This is a genomic window from Streptomyces griseoruber, from assembly GCF_001514205.1.
Taxonomy (GTDB): Bacteria; Actinomycetota; Actinomycetes; order Streptomycetales; family Streptomycetaceae; genus Streptomyces; species Streptomyces griseoruber.
Map to the genome: position 1 here is coordinate 26,852 of NZ_KQ948783.1, position 25,468 is coordinate 52,319.

Annotated in this window: 37 protein-coding genes; 1 reads left to right on the plus strand and 36 read right to left on the minus strand. The window is 67.7% G+C overall.

Features of this window, described 5'->3' with window-relative positions; all coding sequences use genetic code 11:
- Window positions 1–126: 126 nt before the first annotated feature.
- From rpmJ to AQJ64_RS38880, 33 genes are all read right to left on the minus strand, one after another.
- Complete coding sequence (gene rpmJ, locus AQJ64_RS38720) at window positions 127–240, minus strand: 50S ribosomal protein L36 (RefSeq protein ID WP_004984509.1); 114 nt, start codon at window positions 238–240, stop codon at window positions 127–129.
- Window positions 241–315: 75 nt separating this feature from the next.
- Window positions 316–537 (minus strand): translation initiation factor IF-1, encoded by a 222-nt coding sequence (infA, locus tag AQJ64_RS38725; RefSeq protein WP_003948620.1) that lies wholly within the window; start codon window positions 535–537, stop codon window positions 316–318.
- A 208-nt stretch (window positions 538–745) separates the two neighbouring features.
- Window positions 746–1,582, minus strand: coding sequence for a type I methionyl aminopeptidase (gene map, locus AQJ64_RS38730; RefSeq protein WP_055632356.1), 837 nt, complete (start codon window positions 1,580–1,582; stop codon window positions 746–748).
- Between the two features lie 103 nt (window positions 1,583–1,685).
- Entirely contained in the window at window positions 1,686–2,348 is a 663-nt protein-coding gene (locus AQJ64_RS38735) for an adenylate kinase (RefSeq protein WP_055632355.1), read from the minus strand.
- A complete protein-coding gene (gene secY / locus AQJ64_RS38740) occupies window positions 2,348–3,661 on the minus strand; it encodes a preprotein translocase subunit SecY (RefSeq protein ID WP_055632354.1) in 1,314 nt (437 codons plus the stop codon). Before secY ends, AQJ64_RS38735 begins: the two co-directional genes overlap by 1 nt.
- Window positions 3,662–3,920: 259 nt before the next feature.
- Complete coding sequence (gene rplO, locus AQJ64_RS38745; RefSeq protein ID WP_003974249.1) at window positions 3,921–4,376, minus strand: 50S ribosomal protein L15; 456 nt, start codon at window positions 4,374–4,376, stop codon at window positions 3,921–3,923.
- 2 nt (window positions 4,377–4,378) lie between these two features.
- Window positions 4,379–4,561, minus strand: a complete 183-nt coding sequence (gene rpmD, locus AQJ64_RS38750; protein ID WP_055632353.1) for a 50S ribosomal protein L30 — start codon at window positions 4,559–4,561, stop codon at window positions 4,379–4,381.
- A complete protein-coding gene (gene rpsE / locus AQJ64_RS38755; RefSeq protein ID WP_009190144.1) occupies window positions 4,561–5,166 on the minus strand; it encodes a 30S ribosomal protein S5 in 606 nt (201 codons plus the stop codon). The genes rpmD and rpsE overlap by 1 nt, the downstream gene beginning before the upstream one ends.
- 39 nt (window positions 5,167–5,205) lie before the next feature.
- Window positions 5,206–5,589 (minus strand): 50S ribosomal protein L18, encoded by a 384-nt coding sequence (rplR, locus tag AQJ64_RS38760; RefSeq protein ID WP_055632352.1) that lies wholly within the window; start codon window positions 5,587–5,589, stop codon window positions 5,206–5,208.
- A gap of 3 nt (window positions 5,590–5,592) precedes the next feature.
- A complete protein-coding gene (rplF, locus tag AQJ64_RS38765) occupies window positions 5,593–6,132 on the minus strand; it encodes a 50S ribosomal protein L6 (protein WP_055632351.1) in 540 nt (179 codons plus the stop codon).
- Between the two features lie 24 nt (window positions 6,133–6,156).
- Window positions 6,157–6,555, minus strand: coding sequence for a 30S ribosomal protein S8 (gene rpsH, locus AQJ64_RS38770; protein WP_055632350.1), 399 nt, complete (start codon window positions 6,553–6,555; stop codon window positions 6,157–6,159).
- Between the two features lie 214 nt (window positions 6,556–6,769).
- Window positions 6,770–6,955: a type Z 30S ribosomal protein S14 gene (locus AQJ64_RS38775; protein WP_003956452.1), complete on the minus strand. Its 186-nt coding sequence runs from the start codon at window positions 6,953–6,955 to the stop codon at window positions 6,770–6,772.
- Between the two features lie 5 nt (window positions 6,956–6,960).
- Window positions 6,961–7,518 (minus strand): 50S ribosomal protein L5, encoded by a 558-nt coding sequence (rplE, locus tag AQJ64_RS38780; protein WP_055632349.1) that lies wholly within the window; start codon window positions 7,516–7,518, stop codon window positions 6,961–6,963.
- Window positions 7,518–7,841, minus strand: coding sequence for a 50S ribosomal protein L24 (rplX, locus tag AQJ64_RS38785; protein ID WP_055632348.1), 324 nt, complete (start codon window positions 7,839–7,841; stop codon window positions 7,518–7,520). The genes rplE and rplX overlap by 1 nt, the downstream gene beginning before the upstream one ends.
- 2 nt (window positions 7,842–7,843) lie before the next feature.
- Window positions 7,844–8,212: a 50S ribosomal protein L14 gene (gene rplN / locus AQJ64_RS38790; protein WP_003998823.1), complete on the minus strand. Its 369-nt coding sequence runs from the start codon at window positions 8,210–8,212 to the stop codon at window positions 7,844–7,846.
- A gap of 100 nt (window positions 8,213–8,312) precedes the next feature.
- On the minus strand, window positions 8,313–8,597 hold the full coding sequence (gene rpsQ / locus AQJ64_RS38795; protein WP_004984524.1) for a 30S ribosomal protein S17: 285 nt from the start codon (window positions 8,595–8,597) through the stop codon (window positions 8,313–8,315).
- Window positions 8,597–8,821, minus strand: a complete 225-nt coding sequence (gene rpmC, locus AQJ64_RS38800) for a 50S ribosomal protein L29 (RefSeq protein WP_055632347.1) — start codon at window positions 8,819–8,821, stop codon at window positions 8,597–8,599. Before rpmC ends, rpsQ begins: the two co-directional genes overlap by 1 nt.
- A complete protein-coding gene (gene rplP, locus AQJ64_RS38805) occupies window positions 8,821–9,240 on the minus strand; it encodes a 50S ribosomal protein L16 (RefSeq protein ID WP_030788270.1) in 420 nt (139 codons plus the stop codon). The genes rpmC and rplP overlap by 1 nt, the downstream gene beginning before the upstream one ends.
- Before the next feature lie 5 nt (window positions 9,241–9,245).
- Complete coding sequence (rpsC, locus tag AQJ64_RS38810) at window positions 9,246–10,070, minus strand: 30S ribosomal protein S3 (protein ID WP_055632346.1); 825 nt, start codon at window positions 10,068–10,070, stop codon at window positions 9,246–9,248.
- Complete coding sequence (gene rplV / locus AQJ64_RS38815; RefSeq protein WP_004571827.1) at window positions 10,070–10,417, minus strand: 50S ribosomal protein L22; 348 nt, start codon at window positions 10,415–10,417, stop codon at window positions 10,070–10,072. The genes rpsC and rplV overlap by 1 nt, the downstream gene beginning before the upstream one ends.
- Window positions 10,418–10,462: 45 nt before the next feature.
- Window positions 10,463–10,744 carry a 30S ribosomal protein S19 gene (rpsS, locus tag AQJ64_RS38820; RefSeq protein ID WP_023547380.1) on the minus strand — a complete coding sequence of 94 codons (282 nt, stop codon included), beginning with the start codon at window positions 10,742–10,744 and terminating at the stop codon, window positions 10,463–10,465.
- Window positions 10,745–10,756: 12 nt separating this feature from the next.
- Window positions 10,757–11,593: a 50S ribosomal protein L2 gene (rplB, locus tag AQJ64_RS38825; RefSeq protein WP_030788280.1), complete on the minus strand. Its 837-nt coding sequence runs from the start codon at window positions 11,591–11,593 to the stop codon at window positions 10,757–10,759.
- Between the two features lie 40 nt (window positions 11,594–11,633).
- A complete protein-coding gene (gene rplW / locus AQJ64_RS38830; protein ID WP_055632345.1) occupies window positions 11,634–12,053 on the minus strand; it encodes a 50S ribosomal protein L23 in 420 nt (139 codons plus the stop codon).
- Complete coding sequence (gene rplD, locus AQJ64_RS38835) at window positions 12,053–12,706, minus strand: 50S ribosomal protein L4 (protein ID WP_055632344.1); 654 nt, start codon at window positions 12,704–12,706, stop codon at window positions 12,053–12,055. The genes rplW and rplD overlap by 1 nt, the downstream gene beginning before the upstream one ends.
- An 8-nt stretch (window positions 12,707–12,714) precedes the next feature.
- Entirely contained in the window at window positions 12,715–13,359 is a 645-nt protein-coding gene (gene rplC / locus AQJ64_RS38840) for a 50S ribosomal protein L3 (protein ID WP_007384065.1), read from the minus strand.
- A gap of 17 nt (window positions 13,360–13,376) precedes the next feature.
- Window positions 13,377–13,685, minus strand: a complete 309-nt coding sequence (gene rpsJ, locus AQJ64_RS38845) for a 30S ribosomal protein S10 (RefSeq protein WP_003948644.1) — start codon at window positions 13,683–13,685, stop codon at window positions 13,377–13,379.
- 462 nt (window positions 13,686–14,147) lie between these two features.
- Entirely contained in the window at window positions 14,148–14,975 is an 828-nt protein-coding gene (locus tag AQJ64_RS38850) for a hypothetical protein (protein ID WP_055632343.1), read from the minus strand.
- Between the two features lie 52 nt (window positions 14,976–15,027).
- Window positions 15,028–16,164 carry an acyltransferase family protein gene (locus AQJ64_RS38855; RefSeq protein ID WP_055632342.1) on the minus strand — a complete coding sequence of 379 codons (1,137 nt, stop codon included), beginning with the start codon at window positions 16,162–16,164 and terminating at the stop codon, window positions 15,028–15,030.
- 187 nt (window positions 16,165–16,351) lie between these two features.
- A complete protein-coding gene (tuf, locus tag AQJ64_RS38860) occupies window positions 16,352–17,545 on the minus strand; it encodes an elongation factor Tu (protein WP_055632341.1) in 1,194 nt (397 codons plus the stop codon).
- Between the two features lie 169 nt (window positions 17,546–17,714).
- Window positions 17,715–19,841, minus strand: coding sequence for an elongation factor G (gene fusA / locus AQJ64_RS38865; protein ID WP_055632340.1), 2,127 nt, complete (start codon window positions 19,839–19,841; stop codon window positions 17,715–17,717).
- 39 nt (window positions 19,842–19,880) lie between these two features.
- Entirely contained in the window at window positions 19,881–20,351 is a 471-nt protein-coding gene (gene rpsG, locus AQJ64_RS38870; RefSeq protein ID WP_030788318.1) for a 30S ribosomal protein S7, read from the minus strand.
- Between the two features lie 3 nt (window positions 20,352–20,354).
- Entirely contained in the window at window positions 20,355–20,726 is a 372-nt protein-coding gene (gene rpsL, locus AQJ64_RS38875; protein WP_003948652.1) for a 30S ribosomal protein S12, read from the minus strand.
- Between the two features lie 253 nt (window positions 20,727–20,979).
- The gene (locus AQJ64_RS38880; protein ID WP_240512498.1) at window positions 20,980–21,960 is read right to left on the minus strand and encodes a glycosyltransferase family 2 protein; all 981 of its coding nucleotides are present in this window, start codon (window positions 21,958–21,960) and stop codon (window positions 20,980–20,982) included.
- 184 nt (window positions 21,961–22,144) lie between these two features.
- On the opposite strand from AQJ64_RS38880, the gene AQJ64_RS38885 reads away from it, so the two are divergent.
- Window positions 22,145–23,422 carry a glycosyltransferase family protein gene (locus tag AQJ64_RS38885; protein WP_055632339.1) on the plus strand — a complete coding sequence of 426 codons (1,278 nt, stop codon included), beginning with the start codon at window positions 22,145–22,147 and terminating at the stop codon, window positions 23,420–23,422.
- A gap of 61 nt (window positions 23,423–23,483) precedes the next feature.
- Here the strand turns inward: AQJ64_RS38885 and AQJ64_RS38890 are convergent, their stop codons facing one another.
- From AQJ64_RS38890 to AQJ64_RS38900, 3 genes are all read right to left on the minus strand, one after another.
- Window positions 23,484–23,969: a DUF1707 and DUF4190 domain-containing protein gene (locus AQJ64_RS38890; RefSeq protein ID WP_055632372.1), complete on the minus strand. Its 486-nt coding sequence runs from the start codon at window positions 23,967–23,969 to the stop codon at window positions 23,484–23,486.
- A 127-nt stretch (window positions 23,970–24,096) separates the two neighbouring features.
- The gene (locus AQJ64_RS38895) at window positions 24,097–24,321 is read right to left on the minus strand and encodes a MerR family transcriptional regulator (RefSeq protein WP_055632338.1); all 225 of its coding nucleotides are present in this window, start codon (window positions 24,319–24,321) and stop codon (window positions 24,097–24,099) included.
- Window positions 24,318–24,920 carry a hypothetical protein gene (locus AQJ64_RS38900; RefSeq protein ID WP_398687763.1) on the minus strand — a complete coding sequence of 201 codons (603 nt, stop codon included), beginning with the start codon at window positions 24,918–24,920 and terminating at the stop codon, window positions 24,318–24,320. The genes AQJ64_RS38895 and AQJ64_RS38900 overlap by 4 nt, the downstream gene beginning before the upstream one ends.
- Window positions 24,921–25,468 lie beyond the last annotated feature (548 nt).

Sequence of the window (25,468 nt, forward strand, 5' to 3'; positions counted from 1 at the left end):
CCCGGCCTCCGAACCGGGGGTGTCAGGCAAGAAGAAACCCCCGCCTGGGTCCTGCGTATGAACATATTCAGCTCGCGTCGCGCGAAGTCTCTGCGATATCGATGCAGAGGGTGAGATCGGCTGCGATCAGCCCTGGCGCTGCTTGTGGCGCGGGTTCTCGCAAATGATCATGACCCGACCGTGACGGCGGATCACCCTGCACTTGTCGCAGATCTTCTTGACGCTCGGCTTGACCTTCATGGGATGTGAGGTTCTCCGGGTCAGTTGCCGACAACCCCGCACGCCCGCCAGGGCGCACAGGGACATGGGCAAGATCTACTTGTACCGGTAGACGATCCGGCCACGCGTCAGGTCGTACGGAGACAGCTCCACCACGACCCGGTCGTCAGGGAGGATGCGGATGTAGTGCATACGCATCTTGCCGCTGATGTGTGCCAGGACCTGGTGGCCGTTCTGGAGCTCGACCTTGAACATGGCGTTCGGAAGAGACTCGACGACAGTGCCCTCGATCTCGATGGCACCTTGCTTCTTGGCCACGCTTCGCCCTTCGAATCGACTACCTTGATCGACTCCGTGTGAGCGCATGCAGACATGCGGGTGCACGAGAGCCGACGAGTCAGTCTACGTCAGGGCCCCGAGAAACACGAATCGAGAGAGCCTGCCCCACCCGGAAGATCCGTAAGCTTCAAAGGGCGCGGAGAACTGCGCGGCCGGCCCCCACCGGCCCGCAGCCACCCGACCACGCTCAGCCCAACGGATCCGGCGCGGCCACGACCCCGTGCTCCGCCAGCTTCGCCCTGCCGCCGTCCGGGGCCGTCAGCACCAGCGGGCCCTCCTCCGTGAGGGCCACGCTGTGCTCCCAGTGCGAGGACCAGGTGCCGTCGGTCGTGATGACCGTCCAGTCGTCCTCGAGGACCTCGGTCCGCGGCGTCCCCAGCGACACCATCGGCTCGATCGCGAGGCAGAAGCCGGGCACCAGCTTGGGGCCCTTGCCCCGGCGCCGGTCGACGTAGTTCAGCAGATGCGGGTCCATGTGCATCTCGGTGCCGATGCCGTGGCCGCCGTAGTCCTCGATGATGCCGTAGCGGCCGCCGCCGGGCTTGGGCTGACGGCGGATGTACGTCTCGATGGCGCGCGAGACGTCGACGAGCCGGTTGCCGGGCTTCATCGCGGCGATGCCGGCCCACATCGACTCCTCCGTCACCCGGGAGAGCTCGATCAGCTCCGGGGCGTGACCGGAGCCCACGAACGCCGTGTACGCCGCGTCGCCGTGCCAGCCGTCCACGATCGCGCCGCAGTCGATGGAGATGATGTCGCCGTCCTTGAGGACCACCTCGTCGGACGGGATGCCGTGCACGACCACGTCGTTCGCCGAGGTGCAGATCGTCGCGGGGAAGCCGCCGTAGCCGAGGAAGTTCGACTTCGCCCCGTGCTCGGCGAGCACCTTGCGCGCGACCTCGTCCAGGTCCTTGGTGGTGGCCCCCGGCACCGCCGCTTCCCGCGTCGCCGCGTGGATGGCGGCGACGACCAGCCCCGCCGCCCGCATTTTCGCGATCTGCTCGGGGCTCTTGATCTGCACCATGAGGTCCTGCGCTCTCCGTCACTCGGTCGGGGGATCGGGTACTGCCTACACAACAGTACGGCCGTGGGGTCCAGGGGACTCCACGGCCGTACGGGACCGACGACTACGCGTCGTCGCCCTCGCGCTTCAGCGCGGCCAGCGCGCGATCGGTGACCTGCTCCACGGGGCCCATGGAATCGATGGTCACGACCAGGCCCTGGGCCTTGTAGTAGTCGATGATCGGCTCGGTCTGCGTGTGGTAGACCTCCAGCCGCGTCCGGACGGTCTCCTCGGAGTCGTCGTCCCGCTGGTACAGCTCGCCGCCGCAGACGTCACAGACGCCCTCCTGCTGCGGCTTCTTGTACGTCACGTGGAAGACGTGGGCGGAGTCCTTCCGGCAGATGCGCCGGCCGGCGATCCGCTTGACGACCTCCTCCTCGGGGGCCTCCAGATCGAGTACCGCGTCCAGCTTGATGCCCTCGGTGGTGAGCAGCTCGTCCAGGGCCTCGGCCTGCGAGACGTTGCGCGGGAAACCGTCCAGCAGGAAGCCGCGCTCGGCGTCCGGCTGCTCCATGCGGTCCTTGGCCATGGCGATGGTCACCGTGTCCGGCACCAGTTCGCCCTTGTCCATATAGGACTTCGCGAGCTTCCCGAGGTCGGTCTGCCGGCTGATGTTGGCGCGGAACAGGTCGCCCGTGGAGATGTGCGGAACGCGCAGAGTCTCGGCCAGGCGAGTGGCCTGAGTACCCTTCCCGGCACCCGGCGGCCCGACGAGGACGATTCGCATCAGCGGAGGAACCCTTCGTAATTGCGCTGCTGGAGCTGGCTCTCGATCTGCTTCACCGTCTCGAGGCCCACACCCACGATGATCAGGATGCTGGTCCCGCCGAAGGGGAAGTTCTGGTTTGCCCCGAAACCAACCAACGCCATCGTCGGCACAAGAGCGATCAGACCCAAGTACAGCGAACCCGGCCAGGTGATCCGGTTGAGCACGTACGACAGGTACTCAGCGGTCGGTCGGCCAGCCCGGATGCCCGGGATGAAGCCACCATACTTCTTCATGTTGTCGGCCACTTCCTCGGGGTTGAAGGAGATGGCGACGTAGAAGAAGGCGAAGAAAACGATCAGCAGGAAGTACGCGCTGATGTAGATCGGGTGGTCGCCCTTGGTCAGGTTCGTCTCGATCCAGGTCTTCCAGCTGGAGGTCCCGCTGGAGAACTGGGCGACGAGGGCCGGGATGTAGAGCAGCGACGAGGCGAAGATGACCGGGATCACACCGGCCTGGTTCACCTTGAGCGGGATGTACGTCGAGGTACCGCCGTAGGACCGGCGGCCGATCATGCGCTTGGCGTACTGCACCGGGATCCGGCGCTGGGCCTGCTCGACGAAGACGACCAGGGCGACCATCACCAGGCCGACCGCGACGACCGTGCCGAACTCGATCCAGCCGTCCGCCAGGGTGCCCGACTTCTTGATGGCCCACAGCGCGGACGGGAAGGTCGCGGCGATCGAGATGAACATCAGGATCGACATGCCGTTGCCGATGCCGCGGTCGGTGATCAGCTCACCGAGCCACATGACGACGGCCGTACCGGCGGTCATGCAGATGACCATCACGATGGTGCTGAAGATGGCGCGGTCCGGAACGATCTGGCTGGCGACGGTGCAGCCGGAGAACAGGGCGCCGCTGCGGGCGGTGGCCACCAGGCCGGTGCCCTGGAGGATGGCCAGCGCCACGGTCAGGTAACGCGTGTACTGCGTGATCTTCGCCGTACCGGCCGAGCCCTCCTTCTTGAGGGCTTCCAGACGCGGGATGACCACGGTCAGCAGCTGAAGAATGATGCTCGCCGTGATGTACGGCATGATGCCGAGGGCGAAGATGGTGATCTGCAGCAGCGCGCCACCGCTGAACATGTTCACCAGACCGAAGAGGCCCTGGTTGCCGGACGCCTCGTCGACGCAGCGCTGTACGGACGTGTAGTCGACGCCGGGGATCGGAATGTGCGTACCGACCCGGTACACGACGATGATGCCGAGCGTGAAGAGCAGCTTCTTGCGCAGGTCGGGCGTCCTGAACGCCCGGGCGAACGCGGTGAGCACGGTGCCTCCTGCGACCCCCGCGCATCTGCGTCAAGGGTGACGGTCTTGAAGGTCCAATAAGAACAACGACAAACGACAACGACATGAGTAACGGCCGACTGCCGTTCAAGGTGCCCCCTTGGGAGAACCTTGTGAAAAGTGGGCAGTGCTGGTCACCTTACCCGCGACACAGCTTCCCTAGGAACGACCAACCGGGGATACCCCATTTGTGGAGTATCCCCGGTCGGGATCGATCAAGTCATCGAGACGCCTGATGTGGTCAGACGAGCTCGGTGACGGTACCGCCGGCAGCGGTGATCTTCTCCTTGGCGGAGCCGGAGACGGCGTCGACCGTCACCTGCAGCGCCACGGAGATCTCGCCCTGGCCGAGCACCTTGACGAGGCTGTTCTTGCGAACGGCACCCTTGGCGACGAGACCCTCGACGGTGACCTCGCCACCCTCGGGGTACAGCGCGGCCAGCTTGTCGAGGTTCACGACCTGGAACTCGGTCTTGAACGGGTTCTTGAAGCCCTTCAGCTTCGGAAGGCGCATGTGGAGCGGCATCTGGCCACCCTCGAAGCGCTCCGGAACCTGGTAACGGGCCTTCGTGCCCTTGGTACCACGACCGGCCGTCTTACCCTTCGACGCCTCACCACGACCGACACGGGTCTTGGCGGTCTTGGCGCCCGGGGCGGGACGGAGGTTGTGGATCTTGAGCGGGTTGTTCTCCGCCATGATCAGTCGACCTCCTCAACCGTCACGAGGTGGCGGACGGTGTGCACCATCCCGCGGAACTCGGGACGGTCCTCCTTGACGACCACGTCGTTCAGGCGCTTCAGCCCGAGCGAGCGCAGGGTCTCACGGTGGTTCTGCTTGCTGCCGATGTACGACTTCGTCTGCGTGATCTTGAGGCGAGCCATTACGCACCCGCCCCCGCACGCGCACGCAGCAGAGCCGCGGGAGCGACGTCCTCGAGCGGCAGACCACGGCGGGCCGCGATCTCCTCGGGACGCTGCAGGCCCTTCAGGGCCTCCACGGTCGCGTGCACGATGTTGATCGCGTTGTCGGAGCCGAGCGACTTCGACAGGACGTCGTGGATACCGGCGCACTCGAGCACCGCACGCACCGGGCCACCGGCGATCACGCCGGTACCGGGGGACGCGGGCTTGAGCAGCACGACGCCGGCAGCCTTCTCACCCTGGATCGGGTGGGGGATGGTGCCCTGGATACGGGGGACCTTGAAGAAGTGCTTCTTGGCCTCCTCAACACCCTTGGCGATGGCGGCCGGCACCTCCTTGGCCTTGCCGTAACCGACACCCACGGTGCCGTCACCGTCGCCCACCACGACCAGCGCGGTGAAGCTGAAGCGACGACCACCCTTCACAACCTTGGCGACGCGGTTGATCGCGACGACGCGCTCAACGTACGCGGTCTTCTCGGCGGCAGCAGCGCCGCCGTCACGGCCCTTCCGGTCCCGCCGCTCGCCGCCACCGGCACCGCCACCGCGGCGCTGGGGTCCAGCCATTGGAATTACCTCTCTCTGTTTCCGCTAGCTACGGCAGGCTCAGAACTTGAGCCCGGCTTCGCGGGCGGCGTCCGCCAGGGCGGCGATGCGCCCGGCGTACTGGTTGCCACCACGGTCGAATACGACAGCCTCGACACCGGCGGCCTTGGCGCGCTCGGCGACCAGGGCGCCGACCTGCTTGGCCTGCGCGGACTTGTCGCCCTCGCCACCGCGGACCGACGTGTCCAGGGTGGACGCCGACGCCAGGGTGTGACCCTTGATGTCGTCGATCACCTGGGCCACGATGTGGCGGTTCGAGCGGGTAACGACCAGACGGGGACGCTCCGCCGTACCGGAGATCCGCTTGCGGATCCGGATGTGACGGCGCTTGATCGCGGCGCGCTTGTAGGCGTCGCCCTTCAGGATCTTCTGCCCGTATGCCATGGCTTACTTACCCGCCTTTCCGACCTTGCGGCGGATGACTTCGCCCTCGTACTTGACGCCCTTGGCCTTGTACGGGTCGGGCTTGCGCAGCTTGCGGATGTTGGCCGCGACCTCGCCGACCTTCTGCTTGTCGATACCCTCGACCGAGAAACGGGTCGGAGCCTCGACCTTGAAGGTGATGCCCTCGGGGGCCTCGACCAGGATCGGGTGGCTGTAACCGAGCGCGAACTCGAGGTTCGAGCCCTTGGCGGTCACGCGGTAACCGACACCGCTGATCTCGAGCTTCTTCACGTAACCCTGGGTCACGCCGGTGATCATGTTCGCCACCAGCGTGCGGGACAGGCCGTGCAGGGCCTTGCTCTGACGCTCGTCGTTGGGGCGGGTCACCTGGAGAGTGCCGTCCTCGCCCTTGGCGATGTCGATCGGTGCCACGACGGTGTGGGTCAGCGTGCCCTTGGGGCCCTTGACCGACACGGTCCGGCCGTCGATGGTGACGTCCACGCCGGCGGGAACCGCGATGGGGAGCTTGCCGATGCGCGACATAGCTGTTTCCTCCGTTCCCTTCTGCTACCAGACGTAGGCGAGGACTTCCCCACCCACGCCCTTCTTGCCGGCCTGCTTGTCGGTGAGGAGCCCGTGCGACGTGGAGATGATCGCCACGCCGAGGCCGCCCAGCACCTTCGGCAGGGAGGTGGACTTCGCGTACACCCGGAGACCGGGCTTGGAGATCCGCTTGATGCCCGCGATGGAGCGCTCACGGTTCGGGCCGAACTTCAGCTCGAGAGTGAGGTTCTTGCCGACCTCGGCGTCCTCGACGCGCCAGCCGGTGATGAAGCCCTCCTGCTGGAGGATCTCCGCGATGTGGGACTTGATCTTGGACGCCGGCATCGTCACGGAGTCGTGGTACGCCGAGTTTGCGTTCCGCAGACGCGTCAGCATGTCTGCGATCGGATCAGTCATGGTCATGAATTGGCCTGTGGCCTCTCTCGCCGGGGTTTCCTGGTGCGCCATCCCTCTCCCCGATCCGAGACGGGACGGGTGCGGCGCGGTGGACCTACGGCGTAGTAAGTCGTACGGGCGACCGTCAGGCGCCCAACCCTCCAAGCCTAAGCCATGAAGAGGTGGGCGCCTGACACGCCCATTGCTTACCGAGAGCCTCTGGAACCCCTAAATAGGGGTGTTACCAGGAGCTCTTGGTCACGCCCGGCAGCTCGCCACGGTGAGCCATCTCACGAAGGCACACGCGGCAGAGGCCGAACTTGCGGTACACGGAGTGCGGACGGCCGCAGCGCTGGCACCGGGTGTACGCGCGCACACCGAACTTGGGCTTGCGAGCAGCCTTAGCGATCAGAGCCTTCTTCGCCATCTCGCTCACGCCTCCTTGAAGGGGAAGCCGAGGTGACGAAGGAGCGCGCGGCCCTCAGCGTCGTTGGTCGCCGTGGTGACCACGGTGATGTCCATACCCCGGACACGGTCGATCTTGTCCTGGTCGATCTCGTGGAACATGACCTGCTCCGTGAGACCGAAGGTGTAGTTGCCACGGCCGTCGAACTGCTTGGGGGACAGACCACGGAAGTCGCGGATGCGCGGCAGCGCGAGCGACAGGGTGCGGTCCAGGAACTCCCACATGCGGTCGCCACGGAGCGTGACGTGGGCACCGATCGGCTGACCCTCACGCAGCTTGAACTGCGCGATGGACTTGCGGGCCTTGGTGACGGCCGGCTTCTGACCGGTGATCTGGGTCAGGTCGCGGATCGCGCCCTCGATCAGCTTCGAGTCACGGGCGGCGTCGCCGACACCCATGTTGACCACGATCTTGACGAGGCCGGGGATCTGCATGACGTTCTCGTACTTGAACTCGTCACGCAGCTTGCCCGCGATCTCCTCGCGGTACTTCGTCTTGAGACGCGGAGTGGTGGTGGTAGCCATCAGATGTCCTCACCCGTCCGCTTGGCAACGCGGATCTTGTTGCCCTCGTCGTCGAAGCGGTAACCGACACGCGTGACGACCTTCTGGCCGTCCTTCTCCACGACCAGCTGGACGTTGGAGACGTGGATCGGGGCCTCGGTCGTGACGATGCCACCGGCCTGCGAGCCCTTGGCGGTCGGGCCGGCCTTGGTGTGCTTCTTGACCCGGTTGACACCCTCGACCAGGACACGGTCCTCGCGGGGGAAGGCCGCGATGACCTTGCCCTGCTTGCCCTTGTCCTTACCGGTGATGACCTGGACCAGGTCGCCCTTCTTGATCTTCATGCTTACAGCACCTCCGGCGCGAGCGAGATGATCTTCATGAACTTCTTCTCGCGCAGCTCACGGCCGACCGGGCCGAAGATGCGGGTGCCGCGAGGGTCGCCGTCGTTCTTCAGAATGACGGCGGCGTTCTCGTCGAAGCGGATGTACGAGCCGTCCGGACGGCGGCGCTCCTTGACGGTGCGAACGATGACCGCCTTGACGACGTCACCCTTCTTCACGTTGCCACCGGGGATCGCGTCCTTGACGGTGGCGACGATGACGTCACCGATGCCCGCGTAGCGGCGACCGGAGCCACCGAGCACACGGATGCAAAGGATCTCCTTCGCACCAGTGTTGTCGGCGACACGCAGTCGCGACTCCTGCTGGATCACGTCTATCTCCTGTTTGTCTGCCGGTTCCCCGGGAGCCGCTCAGCGGAGCGGCTCCCGGAGCCTGGCGGAACTGTCCTGCGAGGAATGCCCCGCAGGAGACTTACTTGGCCTTCTCGAGGATCTCGACGACGCGCCAGCGCTTCGTCGCGGACAGCGGCCGGGTCTCCATCAGGAGGACGCGGTCGCCGACACCCGCGGCGTTCTGCTCGTCGTGCGCCTTGAGCTTGTTCGTACGGCGGATGACCTTGCCGTACAGCGCGTGCTTGACGCGGTCCTCGACGGCGACGACGACGGTCTTGTCCATCTTGTCGCTGACGACGAGACCCTCACGGGTCTTGCGGAAGCCGCGCGCCTCAGTGTTCTCAGTCACGTTGTTCTCGCTCATCAGGCGTTCTCCACCGTTTCGATGCCCAGCTCACGCTCGCGCATCAGGGTGTAGATCCGCGCGATGTCCTTGCGGACCGCCTTCAGACGGCCGTGGTTCTCGAGCTGACCCGTCGCCGCCTGGAAGCGGAGGTTGAACAGCTCTTCCTTGGCCTCGCGGAGCTTCCCCAGAAGCTCCTCGTTGCCCAGCTCGCGCAGCTCGGACGCCTTGGTACCGACCGACATCACGCTTCACCTGCCTCGCGCTTGACGATCCGGCACTTCATCGGCAGCTTGTGGGCTGCGCGGGTGAGGGCCTCACGGGCGATCTTCTCGTTCGGGTAGGACAGCTCGAACATGACCCGTCCCGGGTGCACGTTCGCGATCCACCACTCCGGCGAACCCTTACCGGAACCCATGCGGGTCTCGGCAGGCTTCTTGGTGAGGGGACGGTCCGGGTAGATGTTGATCCAGACCTTGCCGCCACGCTTGATGTGGCGAGTCATCGCGATACGGGCCGCCTCGATCTGGCGGTTGGTCACGTACGCCGGCGTGAGGGCCTGGATGCCGTACTCGCCGAACGCGACCGTCGTACCGCCCTTGGCCTCACCACGACGCTTCGGGTGGTGCTGCTTGCGGTGCTTGACCCTACGGGGGATCAGCATGTCGGTCAGGCCTCCGTTCCGGTGCTCTCAGCCGGAGCGGCGGGAGCCTCGGCCTTGGGGGCCTCGGCAGCAGCCTGCTGCGGCTTACGACCGCGACCGCCACGCTCGCCACCGCGGCCACCACGGCCGGCGGGACGGTCGGCGCCGCCACGGGCCGGGCGGTTGCCGGCGCGGGCAGCGGCGTTCTCGGCGCGGACCTCGGCGATGTTCTTGACGTCGCCCTTGTAGATCCAGACCTTCACACCGATACGGCCGAAGGTCGTCTTGGCCTCGAAGAAGCCGTAGTCCACGTTCGCGCGGAGCGTGTGCAGGGGCACACGGCCCTCGCGGTAGAACTCCGAGCGGGACATCTCGGCGCCGCCGAGACGGCCACCGCACTGGATCTTGATGCCCTTGGCGCCGGCCTTCATGGCGGACTGCATGCTCTTGCGCATGGCCCGACGGAAGGAGACGCGGGAGGAGAGCTGCTCGGCGACGGCCTGGGCCACCAGCTGAGCGTCCGTCTCCGGGTTCTTGACCTCGAGGATGTTGAGCTGGACCTGCTTCTTGGTCAGCTTCTCCAGGTCGCCGCGGATACGGTCGGCCTCGGCGCCGCGGCGGCCGATGACGATGCCCGGACGCGCGGTGTGGATGTCCACGCGGACACGGTCACGGGTGCGCTCGATCTCCACCTTCGAGATGCCGGCGCGCTCCATGCCGGACGTCATCATCCGACGGATGGCGACGTCTTCCTTGACGTAGTCCTTGTACGACTTGTCGGCGTACCAGCGGGACTTGAAGTCCGTGGTGATGCCGAGCCGGAACCCATGCGGGTTAACCTTCTGGCCCATTACCGGGTCCCTTCCTTGCTGCTGACGACCACGGTGATGTGGCTGGTCCGCTTGCGGATCCGGTAGGCGCGGCCCTGGGCGCGCGGCCGGAACCGCTTCAGGGTCGGGCCCTCGTCGACGTATGCCTCGCTGATGACCAGCGAGGAGGCGTCCGTGTGGTCGTAGTTGTGCGCGGCGTTGGCGATGGCGCTGTCGAGCACCTTGCCGACGGGCACGGAGGCTGCCTGCGGAGCGAATCGCAGAACAGCCTGGGCCTCCGTGGCGTCCATGCCACGGATGAGGTCCACCACACGGCGGGCCTTCATGGGCGTGACGCGGATGTACCGCGCCTGGGCCCTGGCTTCCATGGTTGTCCCTTCAGAGTTACTTACGTGTCTGAATGCGATCCGCTACTAGCGGCGCTTCGACTTCCGGTCTTCCTTGACGTGACCCCGGAAGGTGCGCGTCGGCGAGAACTCGCCGAGCTTGTGACCGACCATCGACTCGGTGACGAACACCGGGATGTGGGTCTTGCCGTTGTGCACCGCGAGCGTGTGGCCGAGCATGGCCGGCACGATCATGGAGCGACGGGACCAGGTCTTGATGACGTTCTTGGTGCCTGCTTCGTTCTGGGCGTCCACCTTCTTGATCAGGTGGTCGTCGACGAAGGGCCCCTTCTTGAGACTGCGCGGCATCTAAACCCGCTCCTAGCGCTTCTTGTTCGTCTTGCGGCGGCGGACGATGTACTTGTTCGAAGCCTTCTTCGGCGAACGAGTACGACCCTCCTTCTGACCCCACGGGGAGACCGGGTGGCGACCACCGGAGGTCTTGCCCTCACCACCACCGTGCGGGTGGTCGACCGGGTTCATCGCGACACCACGGACGGTCGGGCGAACGCCCAGCCAGCGCTTGCGGCCGGCCTTGCCCCAGTTGATGTTGCTCTGCTCGGCGTTGCCGACCTCGCCGACCGTGGCGCGGCAGCGCTGGTCGACCAGGCGGATCTCACCGGAAGGCATGCGGAGGTGGGCCATCGAGCCCTCCTTCGCGAGCAGCTGCACGGAGGCACCGGCGGAGCGGGCGAACTTGGCACCGCCACCGGGACGGAGCTCGATCGCGTGGATCGTGGTACCGACCGGGATGTTGCGGAGCGCCAGGTTGTTGCCCGGCTTGATGTCGGCCCCGGGACCGTTCTCGACGCGGTCACCCTGCTGCAGGTTGCGCGGGGCGAGGATGTAGCGCTTCTCGCCGTCGGCGTAGTGCAGCAGCGCGATGCGCGCGGTGCGGTTGGGGTCGTACTCGATGTGCGCGACCTTCGCCGGCACGCCGTCCTTGTCGTGACGACGGAAGTCGATCACTCGGTAGGCGCGCTTGTGTCCGCCACCCTGGTGGCGAACGGTCACACGACCGGAATTGTTACGGCCGCCCTTGCTGTGCAGGGGGCGAACCAGCGACTTCTCCGGCGTGGACCGCGTGACCTCGACGAAGTCGGCGACGCTGGAGCCACGACGGCCCGGCGTAGTCGGCTTGTACTTGCGGATTCCCATTTTTCAGTCCTCGTCCGATATCGGACGATCCGGACCGCCCTTAGGCGGTCGGACCGCCGAAGATGTCGATACGGTCGCCCTCAGCAAGGGTCACGATCGCGCGCTTGGTGCTGGCACGCTGACCGAAACCGGTCTTGGTGCGCTTGCGCTTGCCGATGCGGTTGATCGTGTTGACCCCGGTGACCTTGACCGAGAAGACCGCCTGGACGGCCTGCTTGATCTGGGTCTTGTTGGCGTTCGGGTCGACGATGAACGTGTACTTGTTCTCGTCGAGGAGCGCGTAGCTCTTCTCCGACACGACCGGCTTCAGCAGCACGTCACGGGGGTCCGTGTACGCCTTGCTGGGCGCGGTGACGACGGTGTTCTTGCCCTCGGTGGCGTGGCGCTTCGCCTTGGCGACGCGCGCGGCCTTGGCGGCCTTGGCGGCCTTCGAGGCGATGGAGGGGTGACGGGTGGCCATCAGACCTCAGTCCCTTCGGTGTCGTTGGCCTTCGGGCCGGCGACGAAGGACTCGAGAGCGGCCTGGGTGAAGACCACGTCGTCCGAGACGATCACGTCGTACGTGTTCAGCTGGCCCGGCTCCAGGATGTGCACCTGGGGCAGGTTGCGGGCGGACAGCCACGCGGCCTCGTCGCTGCGCTCGACGACGAGCAGCAGGTTCTTGCGCTCGCTGATCTTGCCGAACAGCGTCTTCGCGGCCTTGGTGGAGATGTCGCCGTCGACCACGCCGGTGACGACGTGGATGCGGTTGTGGCGGGCCCGGTCGGTGAGGGCGTGACGCAGGGCGGCAGCCTTCATCTTCTTGGGGGTCCGCTGCGAGTAGTCGCGCGGCTGGGGGCCGTGCACGACGCCACCGCCGGCGAACTGCGGCGCGCGGGTCGAGCCCTGACGGGCGCGGCCGGTGCCCTTCTGGCGGTAAGGCTTCTTGCCACCACCACGGACTTCGCCACGGGTCTTGGTCTTGTGCGTGCCCTGGCGGGCAGCCGCGTTCTGCGCGACGACGACCTGGTGGATCAGCGGGATGCTGACCTTCTCCACGCCGAAGATCTCCGCGGGGAGCTCGACGCTACCGGTCTTCTCGCCGGCAGGCGAAAGGATGTCAACAGTGCTCATCGGTTACCTCAGGCCCCCTTGGCCGCGGTGCGGACCAGGACGAGGCCGCCGTTCGGACCGGGGACAGCGCCCTTGATGAGCAGCAGACCCTTCTCCGCGTCAACGGCGTGGACGGTCAGGTTCTGGGTGGTGACACGCTCGTTGCCCATGCGACCCGCCATGCGGAGGCCCTTGAACACGCGGCCCGGGGTGGCGCAGCCACCGATGGAACCGGGCGAGCGGTGCTTGCGCTGGGTGCCGTGACCGGCGCCGAGGCCCTTGAAGTTGTGACGCTTCATGACACCGGCGAAGCCCTTGCCCTTGCTCTTGCCGGTCACGTCGACCTTGATGCCGGCCTCGAACACCTCGGCGGTGATCTCCTGGCCGAGGGTGTACTCGCTGGCGTCAGCGGTACGGATCTCGACGAGGTGGCGGCGGGGAGTGACGTCGGCCTTGGCGAAGTGGCCCTTGAGGGGCTTGTTCACCTTGCGCGGGTCGATCTCGCCGAAGGCGATCTGGACGGACTCGTAGCCGTCCGCGTCGTTCGTACGGACCTGGGTCACGACGTTCGGGCCGGCCTTGACGACGGTGACCGGAACAACACGGTTGTTCTCGTCCCACACCTGCGTCATGCCGAGCTTCTCGCCCAGGATGCCCTTGATCTGCTTAGCCATTCTCAGATCACCGACCCTCAGAGCTTGATCTCGATGTCGACACCGGCCGGGAGGTCGAGTCGCATCAGAGAGTCAACGGTCTTGGGCGTCGGGTCGAGGATGTCGATCAGGCGCTTGTGCGTGCGCATCTCGAAGTGCTCGCGCGAGTCCTTGTACTTGTGCGGCGACTTGATGACGCAGTACACGTTCTTCTCAGTGGGCAGCGGCACCGGGCCCGCGACCGACGCACCAGTGCGAGTCACCGTCTCGACGATCTTCTTCGCCGAGGAGTCGATGACCTCGTGGTCGTAGGCCTTGAGCCGGATGCGGATCTTCTGTCCCGCCATGGCTACTCAGTAGTCCTTTGGTTTCTTACGCTCTGGAGCCCGCCGGCTTCCTTTTCCTCCGACCCACGCGGTCGGGCGTGTCGCGCTCCCACTGACAAAGATGTCCCTTGTTCGAACATCCCTACGGGAATGCACACGGCCCTTCCGGTACCGCAGGCCGGGGGCGGAAGGCCCACCGGGCGCCTGGCCGGTGCCGCACCGCGCTTCCCGAAAGATTCCCGTACGTCCGCCCCAGCGCTGCCGTGAGGCAGTTAGGGCGACGAGTACTGTGGGACTCGCTTCCGGTCCTCCCGGCGGGAGGCGCACAGCATCAACACTCGACCGAGCAACCCCGCTAGTCTGCCATACGGGGCAGGGCCTCCGCCAATCGAGCCGGAGAGAATACCCCGGACGTGACGCAGGTCAAACCGAACGGGCCACCGGGGCCGGCGCCGACCCCGGTGTGAGCGGGGGCGGAGCCCGTCAGCGCACGTCGACGGCGTCGGCCGCGCCGGCCGCGGTGCCGGTCGTGGTGTTGCCGTTGTACACCCAGCGGAAGGAGCCGTCGACGGACGCGGTGACCGTCGCCTTCAGGGCTCCGGTGCTGCCGGAGGTGACCTTCTTGACCGTCTTGAAGGTGTCGGTGCCCGCCGCGCGGAACTGGAGACTCACGGTCCGGCCGCTGTAGCCGTCGTACTTCTTGGTGCTCCAGTTCGCCCGGGTCAGCTTGCCCGTGACGGTGATCGCCTTGCCCTTGGTCACCGGCTCTGGCGAGGCGTCGGCGGTGGTGAGCTTGGCCGCCCTCCTGAGCGGGACGGTCAGGGACCTCGTCTCGCGCTCGGCGGCCTTGAGGCCTCCACCGGCCTTGAACAGGCGGAGCGACACCGCGACCTTCCAGGTGGTGGCGTCGGCGTTGGAGTCGACGTGCTCCTGGCTCGGGTGCGGGTCGATGTAGAGGTCGCCCTCGCAGTGGGCCCTCTTCGAGCTCTGCTCGTAGCAGGTGTAGCCGCCCGGCCCGATGAAGTTGTCCCCCGTGTCGGCCGCCGTCCTCAGGTCGCCCCGGTAGAGGAACGGAAACGCGTCGTACCGGAACGGGTCGGCGGTGCTGTACCCGGAGGGCAGGGTGATGTCGAAGCTCAGAGGCGGCTCCACCACCTTCGACGTACCGACCACGATCGGCTTGCCGTCGTTGACGACGATGTTCGACACGGTGATGCCCGTGTCCGCCGCGTGAGCCGCCGGCGCGCCCAGCACCGAGAGTCCCAGCGCGCCCGCGAGCACGGTAACCGCGGCGGTTCTGCTTGTTCTCATTCACACCTTCCGGGGATGGAGAGACGAAGATCGGCAGACTAGCGGCCGGGTCTCACGCCTGCGCACGCACCCTCAGGAACGCGGCGTCCAGCCCCTTCTTCACCACCCCCGCCACCGGCCGCTCCACCCACCGGTGCACCGCCCAGCTCAGGAGCAGGAAGCCCGCCAGGACCGCCGCCACCAGCAGCCGGGCGTCCATCGTGTCGCGCAGGCGGTTGATCAGGGTGGTGCCGGCCGCGTAGTGGATCAGGTAGAGCGGGTACGTCAGACTGCCCGCCGTCACCAGCCACCGCCAGCGGATCCGGTCCGTGCGACCGAGCGCCACGGCGACCATGAGCAGCAGGAACACGGTGAAGACCAGGACCGCTCCGCGCCAGCTGCCCACGTGTTCGACCTCGTCGATCCGCTGGCCCAGTTCCTTCTGGCCCATCAGCCAGGCCATCGCGAGGATGCCCCACAGCAGCAGGTCCTGGCCGAAGCGGTGCATCAGGTAGAGGGCGAGGCCCGCGATGAAGTACCAGGAGGCCTCCGGGTCGGCGATCAGCTCCAGGAGGGGCAGACGCGCGACCGGGGCCAGCATCGCCGCCGCGCCCCAGACGCAGCAGAACAGCACCACCCGGCGGTAGGTGAGTCCGGCCCACACCACCGTGAGGAAGAGGAGGTAGAAGCGGAGTTCGGACCAGAGCGTCCAGTACACGCCGTCCACGTTCCGCACGCCCGAACCGGACTGGAGCATGGTCAGGTTGAGGAGGACGTCCCTCGGGGTGAGGCGCTCCCAGACGCCGGGTACGGCCGCCAGGACGGCCGTGGTGAACAGGACCGCGAACCAGTACGCCGGGTACAGGCGGATCACGCGGGAGACGAAGAACTGGCGTGGTGTGCGGCCCCAGCAGGACATGCAGATCACGAAGCCGCTGATCACGAAGAAGATCTCGACGCCGATCCAGCCGTAGGCCGCGAAGTGGAACACCGTCGGCATGATGTCGGACACCGGGCGGTCCCAGACCTGGTTGCCGGGCTGGTTCACCCGGCGGGTGCCCGCGTAGTGGTGGACCGCGACCATCAGGGCGGCGAGGAGCCGGATGCCGTCGAGGGCGTACAGGCGTGGCCGCCGACGGCCGGGCGAGGCGGGTGTCGCCACGGGCGCGGGCTGCGGCTTCGTGGGCCGTATGAGAGGCAGGGCAGACATCGCCGTCAGGCTAGGCCGCTCACAGACGGCTCATGGGTGCCACAAGGCAACGTTCGTCCACGATTCACCCACCGCACACCCGTGCGACAGGCAAGGCGGCGGGCCACGCGAAAGGGCCCGTACGACCGGAGTCGTACGGGCCCCTTCAGAGGCTCAGCTCAGGCTGTGCCACCGGTCAGGCGCAAGATCACTTGTTGATCTTGGTGACCTGGCCGGCGCCGACCGTCCGGCCACCCTCACGGATGGCGAACTTCAGGCCCTCCTCCATGGCGACGGGCTGGATGAGCTCCACCTTCATCTCGGTGTTGTCACCCGGCATGACCATCTCGGTGCCCTCGGGGAGGGTCACGACGCCGGTCACGTCCGTCGTACGGAAGTAGAACTGCGGACGGTAGTTGTTGAAGAACGGGGTGTGGCGGCCACCCTCGTCCTTCGACAGGATGTAGGCCTGGGCCTCGAACTCGGTGTGCGGGGTGACCGAGCCCGGCTTGATGATGACCTGGCCGCGCTCGACGTCCTCGCGCTTGATGCCGCGGAGCAGCAGACCGACGTTCTCACCGGCCTGGCCCTCGTCGAGCAGCTTGCGGAACATCTCGATACCGGTGACCGTGGTGGTGGTCTTCTCGGTCTTGATGCCGATGATGTCGACGGTCTCGTTGACCTTCAGGACACCACGCTCGATACGGCCGGTGACGACCGTACCGCGACCGGTGATCGTGAAGACGTCCTCGATCGGCATGAGGAACGCCTTGTCGACGTCACGCTCGGGCTGCGGGATGGACTCGTCGACGGCCTTCATCAGGTCGAGGACGGAGTTCGTCCACTCGGAGTCGCCCTCGAGCGCCTTCAGCGCGGAGACGCGGACGACCGGCAGGTCGTCGCCCGGGAACTCGTACTCGGAGAGGAGCTCACGGACCTCGAGCTCGACGAGCTCCAGGATCTCCTCGTCGTCCACCATGTCGGCCTTGTTCAGGGCGACCACGATGTACGGAACGCCGACCTGGCGGGCCAGGAGCACGTGCTCCTTGGTCTGCGGCATCGGGCCGTCGGTGGCGGCGACCACGAGGATCGCGCCGTCCATCTGCGCGGCACCGGTGATCATGTTCTTGATGTAGTCCGCGTGACCCGGGCAGTCGACGTGGGCGTAGTGACGGGTCTCCGTCTGGTACTCGACGTGCGCGATGGAGATGGTGATACCGCGCTGACGCTCTTCGGGCGCCTTGTCGATGTTGTCGAACGCGGTGGCCTCGTTCAGGTCCGGGTACGCGTCGTGCAGCACCTTGGTAATGGCGGCCGTGAGGGTCGTCTTACCGTGGTCGATGTGACCGATGGTGCCGATGTTGACGTGCGGCTTAGTCCGCTCGAACTTCGCCTTCGCCACTGGGGTCCTCCTGTGGAGTGTGCTGTACGCCTTGGTTCATCGGCGCCAGGTGATCTTTGCTGTTAAGTCCCGGGCCCCGGGTCATTCCGCCACGAATGCGGAGGAACGACCCGCGAGGCTCCGGGGTCAAGCCTAAAGCGTGAGCGCGCGGTGCGTTAAACGCGGTGCGTTACTCGCCCTTGGCCTTCGCGATGATCTCCTCGGCGACGTTCCGCGGAACCTCGGCGTAGGAGTCGAACTGCATCGAGTAGCTTGCGCGACCCGACGTCTTGCTGCGGAGGTCGCCGACGTAGCCGAACATCTCCGACAGGGGCACCAGGCCCTTCACGACGCGGGCACCCGCACGCTCCTCCATGGCCTGGATCTGACCACGGCGGGAGTTGATGTCGCCGATGACCTCACCCATGTAGTCCTCGGGCGTGGTGACCTCGACGGCCATCATCGGCTCGAGCAGCACGGGGCTGGCCTTGCGTGCGGCCTCCTTGAAGGCCTGCGAGCCGGCGATCTTGAAGGCGAGCTCGGAGGAGTCGACCTCGTGGTAGCCACCGTCGAGAAGCGTGACGCGGACGCCCGTCATCTCGTAGCCCGCGAGGATGCCGAACTGCATGGCCTCCTGCGCACCGGCGTCCACCGAAGGGATGTACTCCTTCGGGATACGGCCACCGGTGACCTTGTTCACGAACTCGTACGACGCGTCGCCGCCCTCGATGGGCTCGATCGCGATCTGCACCTTGGCGAACTGGCCGGTACCACCGGTCTGCTTCTTGTGCGTGTAGTCGACCCGGTCGACCGCCTTGCGGATGGTCTCGCGGTAGGCGACCTGCGGCTTGCCGACGTTGGCCTCGACCTTGAACTCACGGCGCATACGGTCGACCAGCACCTCGAGGTGCAGCTCGCCCATGCCACCGATGATGGTCTGGCCGGTCTCCTCGTCCGAGTGGACCTGGAACGACGGGTCCTCCTCGGCCAGGCGCTGGATCGCGATGCCCAGCTTCTCCTGGTCGCCCTTCGACTTGGGCTCGATGGCGACCTGGATGACCGGCGCCGGGAAGTCCATGGACTCCAGGATCACCGGGGCCTTGTCGTCGCACAGCGTCTCACCGGTGGTGGTCTGCTTCAGGCCCATGACGGCGACGATGTCGCCGGCGCCGACCGCGGCGATCTCCTCACGCTTGTTCGCGTGCATGCGGTAGATCTTGCCGATGCGCTCCTTCTTGCCCTTGACGGAGTTCAGCACGGCGGTGCCGGACTCCAGGCGGCCCGAGTAGACCCGGACGAAGGTGAGCTTGCCGAGGTGCGGGTCGCTCATGATCTTGAACGCAAGGGCGGCCAGCGGCTCGTCCTCGGACGGCTTGCGCTTGACGACCTCTTCCGCGTCGTTCACGGCGTGGCCCTCGATGGCCTCGACGTCGAGCGGGGAGGGCAGGTAGCGCACGACCGCGTCGAGCAGGGGCTGAACGCCCTTGTTCTTGAACGCGGTACCGCAGAACACCGGGGTGACCGTGGTGTCCTTGGACTTGCCGGACGCGATGGTGATACGACGGATCGCGGCGTACAGCTGCTCCACGGAAGGCTCCTCGCCCTCCAGGTACAGCTCCATGATCTCTTCGTCGTTCTCGGCGACGGCCTCGACGAGCTTGCCGCGGTACTCCTCGGCAGCCTCGACGTGGGTGTCCGGGATGTCGACGATGTCGTACATCTCGCCCTTGGTGGCCTCGGCGGACCACACGAACGCCTTCATCGTGACCAGGTCGACGACGCCCTTGAAGTCGGCCTCGGCACCGATCGGCAGCTGCATGACGAGCGGCTGCGCGCCCAGGCGGTCGCTGATCATGTCGACGCAGCGGTGGAACTCCGCACCGGTGCGGTCGAGCTTGTTGACGAAGCAGATGCGCGGGACGCCGTAGCGGTCGGCCTGACGCCACACGGTCTCGGACTGCGGCTCGACGCCGGCGACGCCGTCGAACACCGTCACGGCACCGTCGAGCACGCGCAGCGAACGCTCCACCTCGACGGTGAAGTCGACGTGGCCCGGCGTGTCGATGATGTTGATGGTGTGGTCGACGTCCTCGAGCGGCCAGTGACAGGTGGTGGCAGCAGAGGTGATCGTGATGCCACGCTCCTGCTCCTGCTCCATCCAGTCCATGGTGGCAGCGCCGTCGTGGACCTCACCGATCTTGTACGAAACGCCGGTGTAGAACAGGATCCGCTCGGTGGTGGTCGTCTTGCCCGCGTCGATGTGGGCCATGATCCCGATGTTGCGGACCTTGGCCAGGTCAAGTGAAGTGGTAGCCATAAGGCTTCAGTCTTCTCTCGGTCTCGATGTGGGTAGCGACTACCAGCGGTAGTGCGCGAAGGCCTTGTTGGACTCGGCCATCTTGTGGGTGTCCTCGCGCTTCTTCACAGCGGCGCCAAGGCCGTTGGACGCGTCGAGAAGCTCGTTGAGCAGGCGCTCGGTCATGGTCTTCTCGCGACGGGCGCGGGAGTAGCCGACGAGCCAGCGCAGCGCCAGGGTGCTCGCGCGGCCGGGCTTGACCTCGACCGGGACCTGGTAGGTCGCGCCACCGACACGGCGGGACTTGACCTCGATGGTCGGCTTGATGTTCTCGAGAGCGCGCTTCAGCGTGATGACCGGGTCGTTGCCGGTCTTCTCGCGCAGGCCCTCCATGGCGCCGTAGACGATGCGCTCGGCGGTGGAGCGCTTGCCGTTCAGCAGCACCTTGTTGATGAGCGACGTGACAAGAGGAGAACCGTAGACCGGGTCGATGATGACCGGGCGCTTCGGGGCGGGGCCCTTACGAGGCATTTCTTACTTCTCCTTCTTGGCGCCGTAGCGGCTGCGGGCCTGCTTGCGGTTCTTGACACCCTGGGTGTCGAGGGAACCGCGGATGATCTTGTAGCGAACACCCGGCAGGTCCTTCACACGGCCACCACGCACGAGCACGATGGAGTGCTCCTGCAGGTTGTGTCCCTCACCCGGAATGTAAGCGGTGACCTCGATCCCGCTGGTCAGACGCACACGCGCGACCTTACGCAGGGCCGAGTTCGGCTTCTTCGGGGTGGTCGTGAACACACGCGTGCAGACGCCGCGGCGCTGAGGGGAACCCTCGAGTGCGGGCGTCTTGTTCTTCTCGACCTTGTCCTGCCGGCCCTTGCGGACCAGCTGCTGGATCGTAGGCACTACTTCTCCGGTTTCTGTGTGCCGATGTGTACAGCTAACCTGGAACTTCTCCGACCCACGCGGTCGGGTGTGTCGAATCCCGCGGACTTCCGCCGCGAGGCAACGGAAAGCTCGGATTACGGTGGCCGCTCTCGGCCCCGGCGCGGTCTGATGGCACGCACGAGAGCCAGGGCACACCCCAGGCACAAGGTCTGAGCGTACCCAGCGCAATCACTCCGGTCAAAACAGAAGCCGTACGCCTGACACGCGGCGGTTACGTTCGCGAACCCGATCGCTGGTGTGGTAGTGGGGTTTCCCCGCCCTTCGCCTCCCCGCCCTTCGCCTCCCCGACCGTGTCCCGCGCGGTGTCGCTGCCGACGAAATACGTCGGACGGTTCTGTACGGCCGTATAGATGCGGCCCACGTACTCGCCGAGGAGACCCACGCAGAGCAGCTGGACCGCGCCGATGAACAGGACGCCGGTGAACAGGGAGGTCCAGCCGGGGACCGTGTGGTCGAGGAAGTGGGCGCTCAGGGTGTACGCCATCAGCCCCAGGCACACCAGGAAGGCGAAGCCGCCGAGCCAGGTGGCGATGCGCAGCGGGGCCGCGGAGAACCCGGTGACGCTGTCCACGGCGAGCCGGATCATCCGGCCCAGCGGGTATTTGCTCTGCCCGGCCGGGCGCGGGGCGCGCTCGTACGTCACCTGCCCGCTGGGGAAGCCGAGCCAGGGCACCAGGAGCCGGTAGACGCGCTGCTGGTCGGGCAGCGCCTTGAGGGCGTCCACGGCGGGCCGGCCGAGCAGCCGGAAGTCCCCGGCCTGCGAGGGCACGGACGGCCCGGCCAGCCGCCGCACCAGCTGGTAGTACAGCCCCGCGGTCCAGCGCTTGAAGCCGGTGTCGCTGGCCCGGTCGGCGCGGATGCCGTAGACGATGTCGAGCCCTTCGCCCCGGGCCAGGGCGAGCATCTCGGGGATCTTCTCCGGCGGGTCCTGGAGGTCGGCGTCGATACTGACGACGTAGGCGCCGAGGGCGCGGTCCAGTCCGGCGGTGAGGGCGGCCTGGTGGCCGGAGTTGCGGCGCAGGCCGATGATCCGCAGTTCGGGCCAGCCGAGGCGGAAGGCGGCGAGGAGTTCCGCGGTGCGGTCGGTGGACCCGTCGTCGACCGCGACGACCTCGTAGGCCTCGCCGAGACCGGCGAGGACCGGACGCAACCGGCTGACCAGCGCCGGAAGGACCTCTTCCTCGTTGTACATGGGTATGACGACCGACAGCACGGCCGCACCGCTCACGGAATCCACCTCGTCCGTCACGCGCCCTCTCCCTCACCTGTGACGCACATGTGCGACTCTGGTGCGATCTTATGACCACGCTTCACGATCGTCCGGACCACGGCTCTGACCCGGCCGTCCCGCGATCCTCCCAGGGGGGACCCCAGCCATGAGCACGGCCCGCAGCGACGCGGCGACGGACTCGGCCACGCCCGACGAAGGGCGGGAGCGACCCCCGGGGCGCCGCCGCCCGGCCCTGCCGGACGGTCTCCGACCGTACCTCCTGCCGCTCCTCCTGTACGGCGTGACGAAGCTGGTCGGCCTGACCGTCTTCGCCTGGCTGCTGGAGTGGGCCGGCGACTACCAGAAGAAGAACCCGCGCTTCGGCGGCGGCGCCCACTGGTGGGACGTCCTGGCCACCTGGGACGGCTGGTGGTACCTCCAGGTCGCCGAGAAGGGGTACGACCCCCGGCCGCTGCAACCGCTCGCGCCGGGCGGGCTGTTCACCGTCCAGCAGAACTCGGTGGCGTTCTTCCCCCTCTACCCCGGGCTGATCAGGGGCGTCTCGGAGATCACGGGCCTCGGTCTGTACGGCTCCGCGATCCTCGTGTCCGTCGTGGCGTCCTTCGTGGCCGCGGCCGGGATCTACGCCGTGGTCGCGGCGCTCGCGGGGGTGCGGGCGGGCACGATCGCGGCCGGGCTGTGGGCCGTGGTGCCGGGCGCGGGCGTGGAGTGGGCGGTCTACTCGGAGTCGGTGTTCGTCGCGATCGCGGCCTGGTGCTGCTACTGCGTGATGCGCAAGCGGTGGGTGGCGGCCGGACTGCTGGCCTTCCTCGCCGGACTGAACCGGCCGACGTCCGCCGCGCTCATAGGGGCCGTGGGCCTCGCCGCGATCGTGACGCTGGCGCGGCGGGAGAGCCGGCGCGAGCAGGGGATCGCCGGTCCGGTGTACGCGATGGTCGCCGCGCCGCTCGGACTGCTCACCTATGTCGCCTGGGTCGGGCTGAGCATGGGCGACCTGACCGCCTACTTCACGCTCCAGCGCGAGGGCTGGGCGCACTACTTCGACTTCGGCAAGTACACCCTGGACGTCCTCGGCAACACCGCGGTCGGGCACAACGCCTATCTGTTCGCCTTCTCGGTGCCCGACCTGCTCGGTGTCCAGATCGTGCTGGCGCTGCCCTTCCTGATCGCGCTGATGCTGCGGAAGAGGCCGCCGCTGGTGCTGGTCGCCTACGCGCTGGCGTCGATCGTGACGGTCCTGGGCACCCAGCAGATGTTCGGCAACACGGGCAGGTATCTGCTGCCCGTGTTCCCGCTGCTGCTGGCCCCGGCGGCGGCGCTGAGCCGGCTGAAGTGGCCGAGCCTGGCGGTGTTCTTCGCGACGGCTTCGCTGGCGTCCGGGTGGTACGCGCACTATGTGATCTTCGAGTTGGGCATCCCGTAGGGCGTCCGGCCCCGGGCACCCGGACACCCGGACGCCCGGACGCCCGGGGCGGTGGTCGCCGTCAGGGGGACGAGACCGCCGCCATCATGATGATCATCATGAAGAACGCCCAGCCGGCCACCGACAGGTAGCCCAGGATCAGGCCGGCCAGGGCGAACCCCTCGCCGCCCTCGCCGGAGCGGCGCATCTCGGCGCGGGCCTTGTGACCGAGGATCACCGCGGGGATGCCGGTGAGCCCCATGGACATGGTGGTGAGGACACCGCAGACCAGGGAGCCGACCGCCTTGCCGTTGGTGGGCGGGGGCGGGGCGGGCAGGAACGTGCGCGGGACGGGCGGGCCGAAGGCGGTCGGCGCGGCGAGCGCCGGCGGGACGGCCATCGGTCCCTGCGGGAGGTCGGAGATGACGAGTTGCAGCTCACCGACGGTGCGGGCCTGGTAGGCGCGCTGCACCCGCTTCTCGAACTCGTCCTGCTGCAGACGGCCTTCTCCGAAGCCCGCCCTGAGCACGTCCACCGCGCGCTCGCGATCGGCGTGCGACGCGAGCATCGAAGCGCCGTTCGGCACCTGTCCCTGCGGCTGCCATGGCGACGGATACGACACGGGCACCTCCCCCCGGACGGCTGAATGCCTCCATCATCCCTCAACGCGCCCGGGCCGCCCACGGTTCCCCGGCTCAGCGCGGGTCACGGTTCGGCCCACGCGCCGCGCGCTCGGCCGCGAAGACGTCCTCCAGCCGGAAGAGCTGCGCCCGCCCCGCCTTGCCGGCCGGTTTCAGCCGGCCTAGCTGGACCCACTTGCGGATGGTGGCGGGGGCGACACCGACCTCCTGGGCGGCGAGCGTTCCCGGGAGGAGGGTCGGCCGCTCGGGGCGCCCACCCCGGCCCGCGGCTCGGCTCATGTGCGCCTCCACTCCCCTTCGTCCCAGGTGTGCCGGTAGGCCGGGTCGTCGTGGCAGCCGCAGTCGGGGTCCGCGCAGCGGCAGGCCGGGTTGACGCACAGGACGGCGTGGCGGTCGGGGAAGGCGCGCAGGGAGACCGAGTCGCACCAGGGGCAGCGGCCGGAGATCCGTACGACGGTCTCGGTGTCCCCCAGCGCACGGGCGCAGCGCCGGGCCATCCGGCGGGTCTCGTCCCGTACGTGCGCGGCCAGCACCGGGTCGGCGGCGACGGCGTCGAGCAGCGCGGCGATCCGGCGCAGCCGCTCGGGCACGGGGGCGCGGCGGGCACGGGGCAGACCGAGCCGCTCCCGTACGGCCTCCTCCAGCTCCACGACGCCGTCGGTGAGGTCCCGGATGGTGTCCGAGATGTGCAGGCGCAGCGGGGCCGCGCTGTGTCCGGGGGCGACGAGCCCGTGCCGCTGCTGGAGCAGCAGCGCGTCCTCCCGCTCCTCGCGCAACCGCTCGGCGAGAGCGGGGGGCGGCGCGGCCCGGGTCCGGCCGACGGGTGCGGCCCGCCCGGGCACCAGCTCCCTGGCCAACTCCGGGAACTGTTGGAGCAAGGTGGCGATCCAGAGGGCGGCTTGGGCGACGGGGCGCGACACGGCGGAGGCGCGCGGCCGGGCACCGTCCGGGGTGTCCGGGGCGGAACGGGCGTGGGCGGGAGCGGGGGGCGGCGGCGGCTCGGTGGAGGGAGCGGGGGCGGGGGCGGGAGCCGGCGTCGGCTCGGTGGAGGGAGCGGGGGCTCGCCCGGTGGAGCGGGTGCGGGAGGGGGGCGGTTCCGGAGGGTGGGTGTGAGATGCGGGCGGTTCCGGGGCGCGGGTGCGGGAGCGGGAGGGGCTCGACTCCGGGGGACGGACGTGGGAAGGGACCGGCTCCGGGGGGCGGGCTTGCGGTGGGGCCGACTGCGGGGAACGGGCCTGATGTGAGGCCGACTCCAGGGGACGGACCTGAGGTGAGGCCGGCTGCGGGACGCGGGCGTGAGTCGGGGGTAAGGGGGTCGATCGGGCAGGCGGGGCGGTGGGGCGGTCGGACGCGGGCCAACCGTCAGGTGCGGCCGGGGTCGGGCGAGCCGCCCGAGATGCGGGGCGCGCGGACGGTGCCGGGGGGC